This window comes from uncultured Neptuniibacter sp. (assembly GCF_947498015.1).
Classification (GTDB): domain Bacteria; phylum Pseudomonadota; class Gammaproteobacteria; order Pseudomonadales; family Balneatricaceae; genus Neptuniibacter.
On the sequence record NZ_CANMIR010000002.1, the window covers coordinates 322,149 to 339,091 of the forward strand.

Below are 16,943 nucleotides of genomic sequence, written 5' to 3' on the forward strand. Positions count from 1 at the left end.
TAATGCTGTTAAATTTTCAGATTCATGGCGAAGGACAGCCACTCATCATACTTCACGGCCTTTTCGGAACACTTGAAAACTGGGGCGCACAGATAAAAAGCCTGAGTGAACACTTTCAGGTTATTGCGGTCGATCTTCGTAATCATGGCCGCTCCCCCCACTCTGATGAGATCAGCTATCAGTTAATGGCTGATGATCTTCGCACTTTGATTTCACATCTGAATCTGGATACAACCCACATCATTGGTCACTCGATGGGAGGTAAAGCAGCGATGCAGCTTGCTTTAACTTCACCCGAACTGATCGATAAACTGATCATAGTTGATATCGCACCGGTCTCTTATGGCGCACACCATAACGACGTTTTCGAGGGTCTGTTTTCCATTAACCTGAACGCGTTAAAATCACGCAGTGAAGCTGATCAAACACTTGCAAATTCAGTTGCGGAACCTGGCGTAAGAGCGTTTTTACTTAAGAACCTCTATCGAGATGAGAATAAACAGTTCAACTGGCGCATGAACCTTCAGTCTCTGCATAAGCACTACGCTGAGATCAGTGCTGCACCCTCGGGGCAGACCTACACAGACCCGGTTTTATTTATCAAAGGCGCCAAATCAGACTACCTAATCCCAGAATACAGAGAATCTGTACTTAACTTTTTCCCGAGAGCGGATTACAAAGTGATAAAGGAAGCTGGGCACTGGCCACATGCAGAGAAGCCTGCAGAGTTTACGCAGATTATTCTTCAGTATTTAGAAAGATAGTAGAGCTCTGGCTTATACCTGCTGATCAAGCAGGGAACCCTCTGGGAAAAGCTTCTGGAACACGCCAGCATCAACCAGTTTTTTGTTGATCTCTGCAAGCTGCTTATTGATCTCATTCAGCCGATTATTGAACTCATTCAATGCCTCTGCTGCGCCTTCAGCTCGTGCAGCCCGCTCATCTCGAAAAGACTGAAGCTGCTCGCCAGCTGTTGGGCGATCGTCATCCGCCTCCGCCTCATCTTTTTCAGTCTCGGCTACAAGCTCCTCAGATCGAAGCGTTTCCTCTTGCTGCAAGAGCTGCGCACGAGCCTCAATAGCCATTGCTCGCGCCTCCGCAGCAGCAGCTCGATCCGCGGATGACGGCTCAGCTACGCTTAAAGCAGCCCTTTGAATTATCTCTGCTTTTTCCAGAGTGGCCTCAGGATCATTGGGTATGGGTGATGTATCAATCTTCACCTCACCCTCGACAGCATAAAGGCGCCCATCCGGACCGCGCTCATAACTATAACTGGGAGCTGAGGCATACTGTCCGCCTATAGCCGCATGCGCCTGCTCATGCGCACGGACCTCGCGATCACGCTCTGCAAGTTCACGCGTGATCTCTAACTCCTGCTGGTCAGAATCCGCACGCGCCGCTACTGAGGATGAAGAAGAATCAAGCCCGACAAACTCTCCCTCTTCTGTTTCCAGGCCTACCAGACCAGATTCTGAAGTTTTAAGTTCTGATGCACTGTCTGCCAAGCGGGATATTTGCGCCGCTTCCGCCGACAAAGTTACCCGATCACGGTTGATAAAGGTGCGATCAGATTTTAGCTCCTGCTCTGCAGGTACCGTCTCCAAAGCCGCACGCAACCTCAAAGCATCGCGTGAACGAAGCTCCTGAGGAACTGAATTCGAATTCAGCGTTTGCGTATCAGTAGAGATCTGCATTTAAACCTATCCGCACCATTCCATCGATAACAACTGAACTGTACTGCCAGGCCGACAGGCTCAGACAACCACATCAATGATTGAACCTGACGCTCCGGTCGATTCAACGGGTGTAACCACTTTGGTTGAAGCTGCTTCGACACCCGCACCAGCTGCTGTTTCATCCACAGCCTGATTTTTATTTAGCCCACTGGCAAGTTCAGGCTCATCTGTTTTACCTGATCCTGTTACATCACCTGCAGCTCGGGGCGCATTATCCAGCCCCCGGTTAACGCCTAACAAACCTGATTGCAGTGCATTAGTTACATTCACGACAGACACCTCACAGTCAAAATTTGAGTCATGCCAGTCGTTATTATAGAACAGCCTTACAATATGTTCATATATTGAACACTTTATTCACTTTGAAGTAAGTCCAGATCAATATAATTCGATACGGATTCTGCTGAGGTATCCTCGAGATAGGGTACTTCAGCGATCAGGGGCGCCCTTAACATGGCGCGAATTGTACTCACATTATCTGCGTAGTGTGAAACTTCAGGGTCAATCTGATTTGCAACCCAACCCGCTAACCTTAAGCCATCACGTGCGATACTCTCGGCAGTCAATAGAGCATGATTGATACAGCCCAACTTGATACCAACGACCATAATAACCGGTACATTAAGCTGCTTAGGGATATGAGCCATTGTCTCACGAGCATTCAGTGGAACTCTCCATCCACCAGCGCCCTCAACAATAGCAAAGTCGGCAGGCTGTAAAAGCGTCCCTTTACAGATCGCTGAGATCCGATCTGCACTGAGTAGCCTCCCCTCCTCTTTCGCAGCAATATGAGGAGCGATTGGCGGGGCAAATGCAACAGGGTTAACCTGCTCATAAGGCAAAGTGATTGAAGCCGCCTTTTGCAACTGCAGAGCATCACTATTTCTCAATCCATCTTCGGTCTCTTCACAACCCGCGGCAATCGGCTTCAGACCTAAAGTTGACCAGCCACGCTTATTAGCGGCTGCTAGCAATCCCGCTGATACTACTGTTTTACCCGCATCGGTATCGGTTCCGGCCACAAAATAACAACGCTTCGCCACTAAAAACTACTCCTGAAAGCTCTTTTCAAATACAGCATAAAAAACCTGATAGGTAGCGGGCAGATAGCCCTCTGTCGTACGTTGCGCTTCGTACGCGTCCCGAAAACGGCTGATCCGTTCACGTCCAGTCAGCCCTACCTGCTGACCGGCATTCATATTGTGTGCACCCAATCGTTTCAACTCATCTGTCAGTTGTTTTAAGCGAGGGTATTGAAGCACCCTCAGCTCTTCATCAAACCGTTGACAACGTAGCGCTTGGGGCAATGCCGACAGAATCCCTTCCCGAGAGATAAACCGATTAACATGGGTATAACTGTCTGCCTTCTGCCAGGCAGAACGTAGTTCATGCAATGTTTGCGGCCCCAGAGTGGCGACAACAAATCTCCCACCCGGTTTTAAAACCCGCTCTACTTCAGAAAAAAGCTTAGGCAAATTTTCGCACCACTGAATTGCCAGGCTTGAGAAGATAAGATCAATAGAGCTATCCCTCAGAGGCAGAACTTCTGCATCCGCACAGATCCAGTGTGTATCATCTGCCCAACGCTGATTTCGTGCATAACTCAGCATGCCAAATGCCAGGTCCATATTGATCAACCCAGCCTCTGCATATTCTGCTTTTAACCTCGGGGTAAAATATCCAGTCCCGCACCCAAGATCAGCCATTACCTCTATAGATCTAGAGGGAAGATAGGTTATCAGCGCCTCACCAATATCTCTCTGCAACTCAGCAACACTGTCATAAGTGACAGCGGCTTTACTGAAGGAATCTGCTACTCGTTGCTTATCAATAACCTTATCCACTATAGAGTCTGTCCATTAACAAAGCTGAGGATATCGTTAACAACCTGCTGTTGATGTGAATAGAATGGCAGATGCCCTGATTCCGGATAGACTTTAGCGGTACATTCTTCAGGAGCGAGACAGGTCTCTGCAACACCGGCAGGTACCAGTAGATCCCTCTCACCTAACAGCTGAAGGACCGGCTGTGTCAGTTTCGCAAACTCTGGGCGAACATCTTCACGTAACAGACCAAGGCTTTGCTGGAGCGCCACAGGTTTCTCTTCTGACAGAACCGCTTTGAGATGTTTCAAGGTGATTTTGCTCTCTAACGCCCCCTGCGTTTGCAGCATCGCAAAACGGCTCAATGTTTTAGCAGGGCTCTGCGCCAAACCAGATTCAAACTGCTGATGAGTCTGCTCATCCATCGCACACTCCCAGTCGTCACGCGCTACGAAACAGGGATTGGATGCGATTGTTACCAGCTTATCAACACGTGCAGGGTAACGGGCCGCGATAAGCGTGGCGATCTGCCCACCCAGAGACCACCCTACCCAGATAGCCTTTTCGGGTGCGTCTGCAAGTACCCAATCAACAACCGCGTCACTGGTATAGGGATCTGGATAATCGTTTGAACGGCCGAGGCCTGGAAGATCTATTAGAGTCAGACTAAAAAACGGCGCTAACGCCTCTGCAAAATCCCCCCACACCCGGCTACTCATTCCCCAACCGTGCAACAAAACCATCTCTGGTTTCCCCGGGTTGATCCTATGTTCTTTATATAGATTCATAGATATGCTCTAAATCACACTGTCCAATGCTGATAACAAGCGGTCAATCTGCGCCTCGGTATGTGCTGCACTTAGCGTAACCCGTAACCGTGCGCTCCCCTGTGGAACCGTTGGTGGACGGATGGCGCTGATAAAAATTCCCTGCGCTTCTAACGCCTGACTCATAGCGACAGCCCTATCTGATTCACCTATCATAATGGGTTGAATCGGGGTTGGAGAGTCCATCAACTCCAGTCCTAGCTGCTCGCACCCTTGGCGGAATTGTTGAATCAAACTCGCTAGTTTTTCCCGACGCCAGCTTTCTGTGCGGATAATCTTCAAACTGGTTAGCGTTGCAGCCGCAACCGCAGGCGGCATACTCGTTGTATAGATATAGGTCCGCGCATGTTGTATCAGTGTTTCAATAAGCTCTTCAGAGCCTGCGACAAACGCCCCAGCTGTGCCAAACCCCTTGCCCAGAGTACCAACCAGGACCTGGAGTTGATCACTGTCCATCCCATAATACTCTGCGCAGCCGCCTCCTTGATGCCCCAAACAACCAAACCCATGAGCGTCATCCACCATCAACCAGGCATTCTCACGCTGGCAAACCTTTGAAAGGGAGGGAAGATCAGCAACATCGCCATCCATACTAAAGACACCATCGGTGACGACCAGCTTCCTTCGAGCCTCTGTGCGCTTTAGTTTTTTCTCCAGACTATCTGCATCATTATGCAGATAGCGCTGAAAACGCGCGCCAGATAACAACCCTGAATCAAGAAGCGAAGCATGATTCAGGCGATCCTGAAACACCGCATCACGCTTATCTAACAAGGCATTCACAGCACCCAGGTTCGCCATATATCCAGTTGAGAATAACAAAGCACGAGGTCGGCCTGTAAACTCAGCCAGCGCTAATTCCAGCTCATGATGGGCTTCACTATGACCATTTACCAGATGCGATGCACCACCACCAACCCCATACTGGCTGGCTGCATTTTGAAAGCTCGATACCACCTCTGGATGGTTAGCAAGACCCAGATAATCATTAGAACAGAAGGCAAGATACTCCTTGCCATCAACTTTAACTAACGGCTGTTGAGGCGATTCTAGTGTACGGCGCTGACGATAAAGCGACTGCAGTTTACGAGCGGACAGCTCATCTGCCAGAGAATCAAAAGACATACAGACTCACAGATAGGGGCCGGAACCTTCAAAGGCCCCGGCGATCGATTAAGCTTCGTAGAAGTGCTCACTATCCTGCTGGGTTTGCAGGCCTTTCATAATGGCAGCTTCCTGAGTTGCATCAGAATCAGAAATACGCTGTTCCATATTGATACCCAATTTTCGGAACAGCTGCACATCACGGTGAGTTTCAGGGTTTGGCGTGGTCAGTAAGCACTCACCATAAAAGATTGAGTTGGCACCGGCAAAGAAAGTCATCGCCTGCATCTCATCACTCATTTTTTCTCGTCCGGCCGACAGGCGAACGTGAGAAGCCGGCATCATGATACGTGCCACGGCGATCATCCTGACAAAATCCAGGTGATCAAGATCATCTACATTTTCCAGAGGTGTACCCGCCACCTTAACCAGCATATTGATCGGAACGCTTTCAGGCTGCACTGGCATATTTGCCAACTGCATCAGCAAACCATAGCGATCGGTTGCGGTTTCTCCCATCCCCAGGATACCACCACTGCAGATCTTCATACCGGAATCACGTACATTCTGAAGTGTATCCAGCCGATCCTGATAGGTACGGGTTGTAATAATTTTGTCATAGAACTCAGGTGACGTATCCAGATTATGGTTGTAATAATCCAGACCCGCATCAGCTAATTCACTGGCTTTATCCTGATCTAACATCCCCAGCGTCATGCAGGTTTCCAATCCTAGCTCTTTAACCCGCTTAACCATCTCGACCACATAGGGCATATCTTTATCTGCTGGGTGCTTCCAGGCGGCTCCCATACAGAAGCGGGTAGATCCGGTTTCCTTCGCTTTCTTCGCTTTCTCGATAACCTTTTCAACCTGCATCAGGCGCTCTTTCTCAAGCCCTGTATTGTAGTGCCCACTTTGAGGACAATATTTACAGTCTTCCGGGCATGCGCCTGTTTTAATGGAGAGCAAGGTACTGACCTGAACCTCATTTGGATCAAAGTTTTCCCGATGCACTGTATGTGCTTTAAACATCAGGTCATTAAAAGGCAGTTCAAACAGGGCTTTTACTTCTGCCTCTGTCCAATCATGACGAATTGCACCCAGCTGTTGCATCTTGCGCTTACTCCCGGAAAATACATCCTGAAGCAAGAAGCTTCAGTAGTAATGCTGTTCTATAAGTGAAGAACACAATTCTATCCTGACAGAAGGAACTGTCAACTTATGAAAATACCAAAGGTTAACTTTAGATCATTATTTGATCAATGCTTACTCTGCCAGCAAAGTTATAAAGGGCTTGATCAAAAACCCTCTGGTATCTGCGCAGGATGCTTAGATGACCTCCCGATACTCACGCAAAAATGCAGCCACTGCTCCCTACCACTCAGCACATCAAACGACCTTATTTGCGGAGAGTGCAGCACAAAGCCTCCAAGCTATGACCATGTCGATTCATTCTTCCTCTATCGCTTCCCTATCGACCATCTGATAGGACAGGTTAAATACAGCCAAAAAGTACAATATATAGGACTTATAGCGTCGTTGATGCATCACTTTTCCAACATCCCCCCCTCGGTAGAAGCTCTGATTCCGATCCCCATGTATCGCTTAAACCAGTTCAAACGAGGCTTTAATCAAGCAGAACTCATTGCCCGCGGTCTGAGTAGGCATACCCACATTCCAGTAGATACCCAACTATTGACGAAGTTGCATGCAAGCCATCCTCAGATGGGTTTGAGCCGCTTAGAGAGACTTAAAAACCAAAAAGGCTCTTTTGCATGTACACCCTCTGAATACGACCATGTAATGCTTATTGATGATGTAATGACCACCGGCGCAACTCTGGAAACGGTCAGTCAGGTATTGAAACAGAATGGCGTAGCTAGGGTATCAGCACTAACCCTCGCCAGAACTGAGCGTTAAAGCTGAAGTCGATTTGATTATTTCATCGTTAAGATTAACAATTAACTTTGTTAATTCAATATGTTGAGAACTGTATGGGCTTATTAGGTGATCTGATTGGTGGTGTCGGCCTGTTTCTGCTTGGCATGCACCTGATGACAAATGGGATGAAACAGGCCGCTGGCCAAGGGCTCAAGAAAGCGTTACAGGCCGCAACAAATTCACCCACGAGAGGTCTGGCATCGGGCATCCTCATCACCGCTTTAGTCCAATCCTCCAGCGCTGTTACTGTCGCCACTATCGGTTTCGTCAACGCAGGCCTGTTAAAATTACGCCAATCAATTAATGTCATCTATGGCTGCAATATCGGAACGACTATGACCGGCTGGCTGGTCGCGTTGATAGGTTTCAAAATTAAAATCAGTGCGTTCGCCCTACCCTTAGTTGGACTAGGGATGCTCCTAAAACTATCCGGGAACGATCGGCGCATCAGTCACATTGGGATGGCATTAGCCGGATTCGGCCTGTTTTTCATCGGCTTAGACTACCTAAAAAATGCCTTTGACGGCCTGGATAACCAACTCCCTCTTGATCAAATATCACACTCCCCACTTGGCCTGATCCTGTTTGTCGCCGCCGGTTTTATACTCACATTCCTGATGCAGTCATCCTCCGCCGCAATGGCTATCACACTCTCACTGACAGCAGCTGGCTCTATCCCTCTGGCTTCCGCAGGCGCTCTGGTGATAGGGGCCAACCTCGGGACAACGTCAACAGCGATGCTTTCCGTCATTGGTGCCACCTCTAACGCTAAAAGAATTGCGGCGGCTCATGTTGTCTTTAATCTGATTACCGGAGTCATCGGCGTACTTATTCTGATTCTGCTGGCGGGGCTCATTAATCAGGATCTTCAAAACCTGAATATGGTTACCCTTCTCGCCGCATTCCATACTCTGTTTAATGTTGTTGGCGTCATGGTGATGTGGCCACTAACAGATCGATTGGAAGGCTTCCTGAAAAGACGATTCCGCTCCCAGGAGGAGGATCTTGCCCGCCCACGTTTCTTAGACGATACCGTTCTGGCATCTCCCTCCCTTGCTGTCGAAGCGATGAGCAACGAGCTCTCCAGAGTCAGCGGACTCAGTTCAAATATGGCCCGGGCTGCAATCAGTGCCGAGAGCTCAGAAGTGACCAAGCTAACCGCTCTGATGAACAGCTTACATAAACTTAACGGCGAGATCGGTCGATACAATCAGAGAATTGCTCAGGAAAACCTCTCCCCCGAAATTAGTAGCATTCTGCCTTCAGCGATGAGGATAACTCGCTATTACAGTGAGATCGCCCGACTCTCAGCTATATTGCCAAAATACTATGAAATTATTGATCTGCAATCTGACCGCTCACTCCATGAGCTTATCCATGATTATCAGAGTAAAACCATTGAGTTGATCGACTCCTGCGAAATAAGCCAGGACTCATACATATCGGGTCATGAAAGCCGATTGCAGATCAAACAGCTGGAAAAACAGTACCAGCAACTAAAAAATCACGTTATGCAGAGTAGCATTGAGGGACACCTCAAACCCAAAGACAGCATCGAACTTCTGGATGCGCTCAGCCATATACACCGACTTGCAGAGCAGGTTGAGAAAGCAGCGCGTTACTGGAGTAGTATTACTCCGATGCAGACTCGCGACAGCATCCCTGAGCATGATTAACCTGAGTCACAATGAACGATACCTATACGATTACGCCCGTTGCCACAGTCATTAGCCCCTACAAAGAGAAATTTGGTATCCCGCGACAGCCAGGACTGGCAACCAGCCTAGAATCCCGGATTCGCCTATTACCCGGGTTTGATAACGAGGAGGTCGTGCGGGGCCTTAAAAACTGCTCACACATTTGGTTACTTTTTATTTTCAGTGAGTGTGTCGATAAAGGCTGGAACCCATTGGTAAGACCACCTCGGCTTGGAGGCAATAAACGGATGGGGGTTTTCTCTACCCGTTCTCCATTTCGCCCCAACCCTATTGGCCTCTCTCCGGTGAAGCTCATCGCCATAGAATCTGATGATAATCACCTTGAACTGATTGTCAGCGGGGCCGATCTTTTGAATGGCACTCCAATTATCGATATCAAGCCATATCTGCCTTACTCTGATGCGATCCCTGAAGCAGAGTGCAGCTTTGCTGAAAATATCTCCTTTCTGGAGCAGCCAATTCAATACTCTGATCAAGCTAAAGCAGAATTAACTCAAGCACAGGCACGACTCCAACAGCCCTTAAAACTCCAGATTTCTGAACTGCTAAAGTGCGATCCTCGCCCCGCTTACAAGAAAAATGACAGCGAGAAGAGCTATGGTGTCAGACTTCATGATCTGAATATCCGCTTTAGAATTGCCGACGATACAATTTACGTCGACTCCATCACTGTGGAACAGTCCTGAACTGGTTCATCTAATCTTCAGTCAAACCATGTTAGCCTGACAGAAAGAACGCCTTGAGAGATCAAATATGCGAAAGTTGTTATTAGCTATCAGCCTTTTCGGTGTTACCGGCTTCGTTTACGCTGAACCCACCTCCGATCTGGAACTGTTGCAAAAATGGCTAACCACTCTGCCCGGTTTGGTTGAAGAGCGAGGTGAAATCGGTTCTCTATATATGCAAAATTACATTCAGTGTATGGAGGACCAGCAAGCACTTAATCAGCAGTCAAATCCTACACTCGGGCAGTATATTGATAATGCGCTTGAATCTACCCATGTCTGCTCACCTTTGCTAAACGAGATGCTGGAGGAGCTGACTGACCAACCGATAGGCAGCCTAAGCAACGAAGAGAAAAAGCAGCTACTCGAAGAGAGCATGTAAGCGGATAATATTTGACCAAAGTCTAATGCCTCAGTAAAATACTCGGATTATTCAGGGGTGCCCTGTGATCGACAGAGCGTAGAAACCGATAATTTCAGGGATAAATGAAGAGGAGTTTGCTTTTTATAGCTGAGGTAAAAATGACTATTACATTTCCAGATGTTGAAAACATGATCGAAGAATCCAGCTCTCTTTTTGAGTGCTACCTAGAGCGTATTTTTGAGTCAAAAAACATGAATGACTTAATCAGTGCTTCCCACTGGTATACAGACGCTGTGTTCAACATGCTCACTTACCCTCGGCACCGTTAATTTATCTCTATAAAAAAAGCCGCAACATGCGGCTTTTTTTATATCAGGTGAATTATTCAGACTCCCTGAAACATTTCGCTACCCAATGATCCAAGCTGAACAACCGGCCCGCCCCCGTAAAGAAAAGACTAAAGAGCATGACAAAATAGGTAATAGCAAACTCAATACCGTTGTTCAGAATCACGACAGAGCCTCGCCCTGTCAGCCAGTTGTAGTTCCCATATTCCTGCAGAATACTTTTAGCCGCTGTCAGACGATCCTGAGCTTCCATTACACGCTCATTGGCTAACCAACTACCACCATCCGCGATGGCAAGCCAGCCATTCTCCCAGTGAACAGCAAATGCAGCCACCAGCATCGTTATCATTAATGGAATACTGATCCAGCGGACAGCAAACCCTACAATCAGCAGCATCCCGCCAACTAACTCAGTGCCAGCAGCCAACCCAGCCATAACCTCCGGCATAGGTAGGCCTAGCCCCCAGTCAGGATTACCAAACCAGGCCGCAGTATCCTCAAAATGAGATAACTTATTCCAACCCGCTTGCATGAAAATTGGCGCCAGGTATAAACGAAGTAACAGAGGCGCAAGCCCATCTGCAATACGTGTACTATCCAGCACATCCTGTAAACGATTAGCGAGCTTTACTACTGAATTCGCCATAAGATCACCCTTCTCTTTACGACAACCTGTCTGTCATCGAATTTTTAAATTTTTGTTCCTAATATGATCCCTTTGGAGCGTAAATGTTCCAAAGTTTTTGCTCCACCTTCAATGACTTGCTTTGTATCAGGGTGATTCATCTCCTGCGCTATCTGCATCAGTGCAGCTTCACCCGATAAGGATTCATCTTCCGACAGAAGATAGAGCAATCTGCCGGTAACCGGATTCACCTCCATGAAGTTCACATCATATTCACGGTTCCGGTAAGCGATCAGAAAAGTAGGATTGTCCGGTGCGGTATCCGGTAGATAGTCAGAACGAATACAGTGCACGGGATACTGATAGGACAACAACCACGCCAAGGGTGACTGCACCGGGTGCTGTTTAAGTAGGTCACCATTAACAGATACTCCCTCAAGAGGAAGCTCAACTTCAGAAGCATCCAGCGCGAGCTCAACCCACTCATAGTGAATCAACTCCCGGAGAAAAGCCGGATCTTCCGGTTCAGGCGCTCTCTCATTGTTCACATACTCGATAAATTCCTCTCCAATCTCCAGGAAATAAGGGGTATGACAATGATGCTCGTCGAAAAAGGAGCGAGCCAGCGTTAACCAGTAGGCTTCCGTTGAGATCTGTTTGAGTACTGGGAAGTTGCCAGAGAGAAAACCTTCAACATTGTTAAAAAAAAGATCCCGGTAGATCCCCATTCTCCGATCTTCAACGCCCTCCGGTTTAGGATGACGATCTGGATTGCGAATATGAGCTGCAAACTGATATTGCAACTTCTGAAAATCAGTCACTTCAGGCAACGGTTTGTGCATGGCTCATTTCCCACTGATTCTGATAGAACCGGACCTGCTCTACTTCCTGCAGCAGTTCCGATAATGGCGGGATATTAAAATCTCGTTCCAATAATGTAGGGATTAAACCGAACTGTTCATAAGTTGCTTGCAGTAGCGACCACACGGGGTCAACAACCGGCGCACCATGGGTATCAACAATCAGATCCTCTGCCTCATTGTAATGACCCGCGATATGCAGATACATTATTCTCTCTTGTGGCATCGCTTTAAGGAATTCGAGCGGGTCATAACCATGGTTAATGCTGTTTACATAGATATTATTTACATCCAGTAGCAGCTCACAGTCTGCCTCCTCCAGCACAGCCAGCAGGAACTCTTTCTCACTCATTTCAGAGCCCGGCGCAGCATAATAGGAGACATTTTCCATTGCGATCTTCTGTTCAAGCACGTCCTGAACCTGCTTGATTCTATCAGCAACATACTTCACTGCTTCCTCGGTAAAGGGGATTGGCATCAGGTCATAAAGATGCCCGTCATCAGAGCAGTAGCTTAGATGTTCAGAATAGGCACGGACATTGTGCTCCTTAAGGAACTGCTTAAGCCGAGTCAGAAAATCCATATCCAGAGGTGTCGGTCCCCCGATCGAGAGCGACAGGCCATGCGCCATGAAGGGGTGTTGTTCTGTGTATTGACGAAATGCTTTGCCAAAGCGACCGCCCAGACCCATCCAGTTTTCTGGAGCTATCTCGAGAAAATCAAATGCCCCTGTTTCAACCTCTTTAAGCGTGCTCGCCATACAGCGACGAAAACCAAAGCCGGCACCCGTAACCGGGTATTGCTTCCCACTCATTACTCCACCTCAGAGAATACAGATTAAAAGGCCCTGTTTAACAGGGCCAGATTCTACAGCTATGAAAGCACTCGATGATTATTTAGAACCACCGCATTTACCTTCACCACATTTACCTTCGGACTTGGAAGCTTTGTCACCGCCACACTTGCCTTCGCCACATTTGCCTTCAGACTTGGAAGCTTTGTCGCCACCACACTTGCCTTCGCCACATTTGCCTTCAGACTTGGAAGCTTTGTCGCCACCGCACTTACCTTCGCCGCACTTGCCTTCAGACTTGGATGCCTTGTCGCCACCGCACTTACCTTCGCCGCACTTGCCTTCAGACTTAGAAGCTTTGTCGCCACCGCACTTACCTTCGCCACATTTGCCTTCGGACTTGGATGCCTTGTCGCCACCGCATTTGCCTTCACCGCATTTGCCTTCATTCATCGCAACTTGCTGACTATAACCAGATTTAAGATCGGTCGTAGCAAACGGGTTCTCCGCAGCAGTTGCAACAGGCACAGTTGCCAGACCAGCTAGAAACGCCGCACCAACAGCAGCTACCATAGGTTTTACAGAAGTATTATTAGCCATTTTGGATTCACCCCATTTATCAATTCTTATGATTTTGCATACGCTTGAAAAAATTTGTTAGAGCCTGTCACTAGCTCTTGCGTTTGTGACTCGCCCTTATGGATAAAGTTTCACATAAATGTATTTTTAGTGAAAAATAATTCATCTTAACGAGTACAGATAGATAGAACCTCTTTCGTTGCTTTAGTTCCTTAGAACTTTGGTCATAGTCTCATACCCTCTTGATCATAAAAGCAAACCAAGCTCTAATTATTATTCCCATAAACCTTCCCAAGGATTTACTCAGCATGACCTCACCCGAGCAGATCGCTTTTGATCAGCAGCATATATGGCACCCCTATTCATCAATGATCAATCCGCCACCTATGTATGCCGTAGAGTCAGCTGAAGGAGTGCGCCTGACACTCTCGGATGGAAAAGAACTAATCGACGGCATGTCTTCCTGGTGGTCAGTAATTCATGGCTACAATCATCCAGCCTTGAATCAAGCTGCTCACAATCAGATTGATAAAATGTCTCATGTGATGTTTGGTGGACTAACTCATGAACCTGCCATCGAGCTGTGTAAAAAGCTGGTCAACCTCAGCCCTGGGAATCTGGATAAAGTGTTTCTTGCAGACTCTGGTTCAGTGGCGGTTGAAGTCGCGATTAAAATGGCACTGCAATATCAACACGCCAGAGGGAAACCAGAAAAAAACCGATTACTGACGATACGCAATGGTTATCACGGGGATACCTTTGGAGCGATGTCGGTCTGTGATCCAGTCACAGGTATGCATGAGATCTTCACTGGTGTCCTGCCCCAGCATTTTTTTGCACCGGCCCCCAGCATCGGTTTTGACCAACCCTGGAATCAGGATGAGATCACTTCCCTATACGAACTACTGAAAAAGAATCACAAGCAGATTGCCGCGCTCATTCTGGAGCCGATCGTACAAGGAGCGGGAGGGATGCGCTTCTACTCTCCGGAATATCTGAAACAGACCCGTGAACTCTGTGATCAATTCGATGTACTGCTCATCGCTGATGAGATTGCCACTGGGTTTGGCCGGACTGGAAAGCTATTTGCCTGTGAGCATGCAGGAGTCATTCCGGATATTCTCTGCGTCGGCAAAGCACTGACCGGAGGGTATATGACACTCGCGGCGACACTAACAAACCAAAACGTGGGTGAAACCATCTCTGCTGGCGGGGCTGGTTGCTTTATGCATGGCCCGACTTTCATGGGTAACCCACTAGCCTGCGCTGTCGCCAACAAGAGCCTTGAACTTCTTGAAACTAATGACTGGCAAGCGAATGTCGAACGTTTAGAAAAAGGGCTAAAATCAGGGCTTCAAGCAGCCATAGCACTTCCTCATGTCGCGGATGTAAGGTGCCTTGGTGCGATCGGTGTGATTGAGATGAAAAGGCCGGTGAACACAACTGAGATACAAAAGCTGTTTATTGAACGTGGCCTCTGGATCAGGCCCTTCGGTAAACTAGTCTACATTATGCCCCCATTTGTGATGCAGGACCAAGACCTTGAAACCCTGACCAACGGGATGGTTGAAGCTGTATCGATCTATCGGAATTAAGGAAAGATTATGGCAAGAATAAAAATTGATATGCCGGATAACTACATCTTCTCAACCGAGTTACCCATTCGTATCAGTGATATTAATTATGGCGGCCATCTGAGTAATGACGCCATGCTCTCGATTGTACATGAAGCACGGATCCGCTTTCTCAACCACTACCATTATGGTGAGCTGGATATTGAGGGGTTGGGATTGATCATGACAGATTCGGCCATCGTCTATAAAGCCGAAGGCTTTCACGGAGATCTTCTACAGATCGATATAGCTGTTGGTGATTTTAATAAGTATGGTTGCGATATCTATTATCTGATCAGCAATAAAAAGACCGCGGTTGAGGTTGCACATGCAAAAACCGGGGTGGTCTTTTTTGATTATGATGAACGCAAAGTCACCAGTATCCCAGAACCCTTTATGAATAAGGTCGTAAAAATCACCTAATCCCAATTAAATAAAAAAACCGCCAAAAGGCGGTTTTTTTAATCATCTATCCCCACATACTGCGCATAGACATCAGGTGCGAGATTTTCGAATTTGGTGTATTTACCAATGAAGGCCAGACGTGACGTCCCGATAGGACCGTTACGCTGCTTCCCGATAATAATCTCCGCGACCCCCTTATGCTCAGAGTCCTCGTTATAAACCTCATCGCGGTAGATAAACATAATCACATCGGCATCCTGCTCGATCGCACCAGATTCACGAAGATCGGAATTTACAGGGCGCTTATTGGGTCTCTGCTCCAAAGAACGGTTCAACTGAGACAACGCAACCACTGGGCACTCCAGCTCTTTGGCTAACGCTTTCAAAGAACGGGAGATCTCAGAGATCTCCTGCGTACGACTTTCTATACCCGCCCCTTTCATCTGCATCAGCTGCAGGTAATCGACCATGATGAGTGCCAGATCCCCATGCTCCCTTACGATTCGCCTTGCCCGGGTTCGCATCTCGTTAGGACTGATTCCAGCCTGATCATCAATAAACAGAGGCTTATCTCGCATCATGTTGACGGCAGTCGTCAACTTAGGCCAGTCTTCCTCTTCAAGCATCCCCGTTCTGACACGGGTCTGATCGATACGCCCCAGAGAGGAGAGCATACGTGTTACCAACTGGTCAGCAGGCATCTCCAGACTGAAAACCAACACCGGTTTGTTGGAAGACATTAACGCATTTTCAACCAGATTCATCGCAAAGGTTGTTTTACCCATAGAGGGTCGCGCAGCCACAATAACCAGGTCCGAAGGCTGCAAGCCTGCAGTTTTCTTATCCAGATCATCAAAACCGGTGGTAACACCGGTCAGGTCACCATCACTATTAAAGAGGGTATCAATTCTGTCTACTGCTTTTTTAAGCAGCGTATTTACACCTTCAGGCCCCCCCTGATTAGGGCGGTTCTCAGCAATACGGAAGATTCTCTGCTCCGCATCGTTAAGAATCTCTTCAGAACTTCGCCCCTCAGGATTAAAGGCACCATCCGCGATCTCATTGGCGGCTGCAATCATCTGTCGCAGCAAAGCCCGATCCCGGACTATCTCCGAGTACGCTCTGATATTGGAAGCACTCGGAGTGTTTTTAGCCAGCTCAACCAGATAATCCAAACCACCGGCACTCTCCAGCTCAGCGGTCCGATCAAGCTCCTCTGAGAGCGTTACAACATCAATCGGGTTACCATCGTTCACCAACTTTTGCATGGTGCGATAGATCTGACGGTGCTCCTGTCGATAAAAATTATCTTCCAGCACCACCTCAGAAACGGTATCCCAGGCGTTATTATCCAGCATCAATCCGCCTAAAACAGATTGTTCCGCTTCCATTGAATGGGGAGGTACTTTGATCTTTGCCAGATCGTCGTCAGTGAGCTTCATCTTTTCCATAATTGACCAGAGCTAAAAACAAAAAAGCACTG

The 16,943-nt window shown here is 47.8% G+C and carries 19 protein-coding genes; 7 read left to right on the plus strand and 12 right to left on the minus strand.

The window, feature by feature from the left end; genetic code table 11:
• The first annotated feature begins 2 nt into the window (after positions 1-2).
• Complete coding sequence (locus Q0882_RS03755; protein ID WP_299178246.1) at positions 3-764, plus strand: alpha/beta fold hydrolase; 762 nt, start codon at positions 3-5, stop codon at positions 762-764.
• Between the two features lie 12 nt (positions 765-776).
• Here the strand turns inward: Q0882_RS03755 and Q0882_RS03760 are convergent, their stop codons facing one another.
• The 7 genes from Q0882_RS03760 to bioB all read right to left on the minus strand — a co-directional run bounded on the left by Q0882_RS03760 (position 777) and on the right by bioB (position 6,603).
• A complete protein-coding gene (locus tag Q0882_RS03760) occupies positions 777-1,694 on the minus strand; it encodes a putative metalloprotease CJM1_0395 family protein (protein WP_299178248.1) in 918 nt (305 codons plus the stop codon).
• A 60-nt stretch (positions 1,695-1,754) separates the two neighbouring features.
• The gene (locus tag Q0882_RS03765) at positions 1,755-2,006 is read right to left on the minus strand and encodes a hypothetical protein (protein WP_299178250.1); all 252 of its coding nucleotides are present in this window, start codon (positions 2,004-2,006) and stop codon (positions 1,755-1,757) included.
• Between the two features lie 83 nt (positions 2,007-2,089).
• Entirely contained in the window at positions 2,090-2,779 is a 690-nt protein-coding gene (gene bioD / locus Q0882_RS03770; RefSeq protein ID WP_299178252.1) for a dethiobiotin synthase, read from the minus strand.
• 6 nt (positions 2,780-2,785) lie between these two features.
• A complete protein-coding gene (bioC, locus tag Q0882_RS03775) occupies positions 2,786-3,580 on the minus strand; it encodes a malonyl-ACP O-methyltransferase BioC (RefSeq protein WP_299178254.1) in 795 nt (264 codons plus the stop codon).
• Entirely contained in the window at positions 3,580-4,347 is a 768-nt protein-coding gene (locus Q0882_RS03780; RefSeq protein ID WP_299178256.1) for an alpha/beta fold hydrolase, read from the minus strand. The genes bioC and Q0882_RS03780 overlap by 1 nt, the downstream gene beginning before the upstream one ends.
• 9 nt (positions 4,348-4,356) lie before the next feature.
• Positions 4,357-5,511, minus strand: a complete 1,155-nt coding sequence (gene bioF, locus Q0882_RS03785) for an 8-amino-7-oxononanoate synthase (protein WP_299178258.1) — start codon at positions 5,509-5,511, stop codon at positions 4,357-4,359.
• A 48-nt stretch (positions 5,512-5,559) separates the two neighbouring features.
• A complete protein-coding gene (gene bioB / locus Q0882_RS03790) occupies positions 5,560-6,603 on the minus strand; it encodes a biotin synthase BioB (RefSeq protein ID WP_299178260.1) in 1,044 nt (347 codons plus the stop codon).
• Positions 6,604-6,711: 108 nt separating this feature from the next.
• Between bioB and Q0882_RS03795 the strand changes: the two genes are divergently transcribed.
• The 4 genes from Q0882_RS03795 to Q0882_RS03810 all read left to right on the plus strand — a co-directional run bounded on the left by Q0882_RS03795 (position 6,712) and on the right by Q0882_RS03810 (position 10,256).
• Positions 6,712-7,410, plus strand: a complete 699-nt coding sequence (locus Q0882_RS03795) for a ComF family protein (protein WP_299178262.1) — start codon at positions 6,712-6,714, stop codon at positions 7,408-7,410.
• 74 nt (positions 7,411-7,484) lie between these two features.
• A complete protein-coding gene (locus Q0882_RS03800) occupies positions 7,485-9,107 on the plus strand; it encodes a Na/Pi cotransporter family protein (protein ID WP_299178264.1) in 1,623 nt (540 codons plus the stop codon).
• Positions 9,108-9,118: 11 nt separating this feature from the next.
• Complete coding sequence (gene tsaA, locus Q0882_RS03805; RefSeq protein WP_299178266.1) at positions 9,119-9,835, plus strand: tRNA (N6-threonylcarbamoyladenosine(37)-N6)-methyltransferase TrmO; 717 nt, start codon at positions 9,119-9,121, stop codon at positions 9,833-9,835.
• Positions 9,836-9,902: 67 nt separating this feature from the next.
• On the plus strand, positions 9,903-10,256 hold the full coding sequence (locus tag Q0882_RS03810) for a hypothetical protein (protein ID WP_299178268.1): 354 nt from the start codon (positions 9,903-9,905) through the stop codon (positions 10,254-10,256).
• A 363-nt stretch (positions 10,257-10,619) separates the two neighbouring features.
• Here Q0882_RS03810 and Q0882_RS03815 read toward each other — a convergent pair whose 3' ends face one another.
• The 4 genes from Q0882_RS03815 to Q0882_RS03830 form a co-directional block, all read right to left on the minus strand.
• Positions 10,620-11,231 (minus strand): DoxX family protein, encoded by a 612-nt coding sequence (locus Q0882_RS03815; RefSeq protein ID WP_299178270.1) that lies wholly within the window; start codon positions 11,229-11,231, stop codon positions 10,620-10,622.
• Between the two features lie 44 nt (positions 11,232-11,275).
• Positions 11,276-12,052 (minus strand): putative DNA-binding domain-containing protein, encoded by a 777-nt coding sequence (locus tag Q0882_RS03820; RefSeq protein ID WP_299178272.1) that lies wholly within the window; start codon positions 12,050-12,052, stop codon positions 11,276-11,278.
• Positions 12,033-12,884, minus strand: coding sequence for a DUF692 domain-containing protein (locus Q0882_RS03825; protein WP_299178274.1), 852 nt, complete (start codon positions 12,882-12,884; stop codon positions 12,033-12,035). Before Q0882_RS03825 ends, Q0882_RS03820 begins: the two co-directional genes overlap by 20 nt.
• 78 nt (positions 12,885-12,962) lie before the next feature.
• Positions 12,963-13,463 (minus strand): hypothetical protein, encoded by a 501-nt coding sequence (locus Q0882_RS03830; protein WP_299178276.1) that lies wholly within the window; start codon positions 13,461-13,463, stop codon positions 12,963-12,965.
• Positions 13,464-13,750: 287 nt separating this feature from the next.
• On the opposite strand from Q0882_RS03830, the gene bioA reads away from it, so the two are divergent.
• Together bioA and Q0882_RS03840 are read left to right on the plus strand one after the other, a co-directional pair.
• Entirely contained in the window at positions 13,751-15,037 is a 1,287-nt protein-coding gene (gene bioA / locus Q0882_RS03835; RefSeq protein ID WP_299178278.1) for an adenosylmethionine--8-amino-7-oxononanoate transaminase, read from the plus strand.
• Positions 15,038-15,046: 9 nt separating this feature from the next.
• Positions 15,047-15,478 carry a thioesterase family protein gene (locus tag Q0882_RS03840; protein WP_299178279.1) on the plus strand — a complete coding sequence of 144 codons (432 nt, stop codon included), beginning with the start codon at positions 15,047-15,049 and terminating at the stop codon, positions 15,476-15,478.
• A 38-nt stretch (positions 15,479-15,516) separates the two neighbouring features.
• On the opposite strand, the gene dnaB is transcribed toward Q0882_RS03840, so the two are convergent.
• Positions 15,517-16,911: a replicative DNA helicase gene (gene dnaB / locus Q0882_RS03845; RefSeq protein WP_299178281.1), complete on the minus strand. Its 1,395-nt coding sequence runs from the start codon at positions 16,909-16,911 to the stop codon at positions 15,517-15,519.
• Positions 16,912-16,943: the final 32 nt, after the last annotated feature.

Bases quoted from the DNA above. Each gene is read 5' to 3' on its own strand.
- Q0882_RS03755 (WP_299178246.1), top strand. From the start codon at position 3: ATGCTGTTAAATTTTCAGATTCATGGCGAAGGACAGCCACTCATCATA.
- Q0882_RS03760 (WP_299178248.1), bottom strand. From the start codon at position 1,694: ATGCAGATCTCTACTGATACGCAAACGCTGAATTCGAATTCAGTTCCT.
- Q0882_RS03780 (WP_299178256.1), bottom strand. From the start codon at position 4,347: ATGAATCTATATAAAGAACATAGGATCAACCCGGGGAAACCAGAGATG.
- bioF (WP_299178258.1), bottom strand. From the start codon at position 5,511: ATGTCTTTTGATTCTCTGGCAGATGAGCTGTCCGCTCGTAAACTGCAG.
- bioB (WP_299178260.1), bottom strand. From the start codon at position 6,603: ATGCAACAGCTGGGTGCAATTCGTCATGATTGGACAGAGGCAGAAGTA.
- Q0882_RS03795 (WP_299178262.1), top strand. From the start codon at position 6,712: ATGAAAATACCAAAGGTTAACTTTAGATCATTATTTGATCAATGCTTA.
- Q0882_RS03800 (WP_299178264.1), top strand. From the start codon at position 7,485: ATGGGCTTATTAGGTGATCTGATTGGTGGTGTCGGCCTGTTTCTGCTT.
- tsaA (WP_299178266.1), top strand. From the start codon at position 9,119: ATGAACGATACCTATACGATTACGCCCGTTGCCACAGTCATTAGCCCC.
- Q0882_RS03810 (WP_299178268.1), top strand. From the start codon at position 9,903: ATGCGAAAGTTGTTATTAGCTATCAGCCTTTTCGGTGTTACCGGCTTC.
- Q0882_RS03815 (WP_299178270.1), bottom strand. From the start codon at position 11,231: ATGGCGAATTCAGTAGTAAAGCTCGCTAATCGTTTACAGGATGTGCTG.
- Q0882_RS03820 (WP_299178272.1), bottom strand. From the start codon at position 12,052: ATGCACAAACCGTTGCCTGAAGTGACTGATTTTCAGAAGTTGCAATAT.
- Q0882_RS03825 (WP_299178274.1), bottom strand. From the start codon at position 12,884: ATGAGTGGGAAGCAATACCCGGTTACGGGTGCCGGCTTTGGTTTTCGT.
- Q0882_RS03830 (WP_299178276.1), bottom strand. From the start codon at position 13,463: ATGGCTAATAATACTTCTGTAAAACCTATGGTAGCTGCTGTTGGTGCG.
- bioA (WP_299178278.1), top strand. From the start codon at position 13,751: ATGACCTCACCCGAGCAGATCGCTTTTGATCAGCAGCATATATGGCAC.
- Q0882_RS03840 (WP_299178279.1), top strand. From the start codon at position 15,047: ATGGCAAGAATAAAAATTGATATGCCGGATAACTACATCTTCTCAACC.
- dnaB (WP_299178281.1), bottom strand. From the start codon at position 16,911: ATGGAAAAGATGAAGCTCACTGACGACGATCTGGCAAAGATCAAAGTA.